The sequence below is a fragment of the Flavobacterium bomense genome (genome assembly GCF_003970355.1).
This window is the reverse complement of sequence record NZ_RYDJ01000123.1, coordinates 1-1,350: the sequence shown is the minus strand read 5'-3', so window position 1 is coordinate 1,350 and position 1,350 is coordinate 1. Positions and strand designations below refer to the sequence as shown.

Below are 1,350 nucleotides of genomic sequence, written 5' to 3'. Positions count from 1 at the left end.
AATGGATTCCGTGATTATTCCAACGGATAGGAGTGGCGACATTGCGTTTTATTTGCCTTTCCCCGTTGAAGTTCCCTATTTGGTGGATGTGGATAAAATTCTTTTCTTCTCTTATCCAACTCAAACTTTTGCGGCTTATGAAAACGGTATTTTGATTTATACTGGCCCAACGAATATGGGTCGAAAAAAAGATCAAACTCCCACAGGATTATTTTTTACCAATTGGAAAGCAGAAGAAACCATTAGCACTTTTGATGATGAATGGAAATTACTTTGGAATTTCAACATCGAAAACAAAAAGGGAGTTGGCTTTCATCAATACGATTTACCAGGTTATCCAGCCTCGCATTCCTGCTTGAGGTTACTCGAAAAAGATGCTAAATATTTATATAAATGGGCGGATCAATGGGTGTTGGTCGACGATGAAAACGTAAAATTCAAGGGAACACCAGTTATAGTATTTGGAAGTTATCCTTTTGGCAAACCAAAACCTTGGTTGCAACTTGTAGAAAATCCAAAAGCCTTGACTATTGCCGAAAGTGAAATCGAAAAAGTTACCGAACCTTATTTGGAAACCATTTTAAAGGAACAGGAAAAAAGAAAGAAATCTTAAAACATATCGATTTTTAAATGGCTAACATTTAAACTACTTTTGAGGAATCAATTTTTTTACGATGACTCAAATTAGTATTCTTGGTTGTGGTTGGTTGGGTTTGCCATTGGCGAAAGCCTTATTGGAAAATGATTTTTCCGTAAAAGGTTCGACGACTTCTGTTGAAAAAATTTCGGTTTTGGAAAATTTAGGAATTCAGCCTTATTTAATTGCACTTTCAGAAAATGAAACGGTTGGGAATCTCAATGATTTTTTAGAAAATTCGACTATTTTAATTATCGATATTCCACCAAAACTTCGTGGTTCAGCAACTGATCCTTCGACTGCACTCAGGAAGACATTCGTTGAAAAGATTAAAAATCTGATTCCAAGTATAGAAAACTCCTCTATTGAAAATGTGCTTTTTATCAGTTCAACTTCCGTTTATGGCGACACTTCGACTGCGCTCAGTGTGACAGAGGAAACGGAATTAAATCCCGACACGGAAAGCGGCAAACAATTAGTGCAATCCGAGCAACTTTTGCAAAGTAATTCGAACTTTAAAACCACTATTTTGCGCTTTGGCGGATTAATTGGCGAAGACCGACATCCAATAAAATTCTTGGCTGGAAGAAAAAACATTGAAAACCCAAATGCTCCCATAAATTTAATTCATCAAGAGGATTGCATTGGCATCGTTATAAAAATTCTTCGTACTCCCGAAGTTTCGGGACAGAATGACAAATTGGAAGAGAACG

General features: G+C 36.6%; 2 protein-coding genes. Both read left to right on the top strand.

The window, feature by feature from the left end; all coding sequences use genetic code 11:
• A partial coding sequence (locus EKL98_RS16075) for a L,D-transpeptidase (RefSeq protein WP_148104445.1) occupies positions 1-613 on the top strand: 613 nt, incomplete at its 5' end.
• Positions 614-674: 61 nt separating this feature from the next.
• A partial coding sequence (locus EKL98_RS16070; RefSeq protein WP_126563153.1) for an NAD(P)H-binding protein occupies positions 675-1,350 on the top strand: 676 nt, incomplete at its 3' end.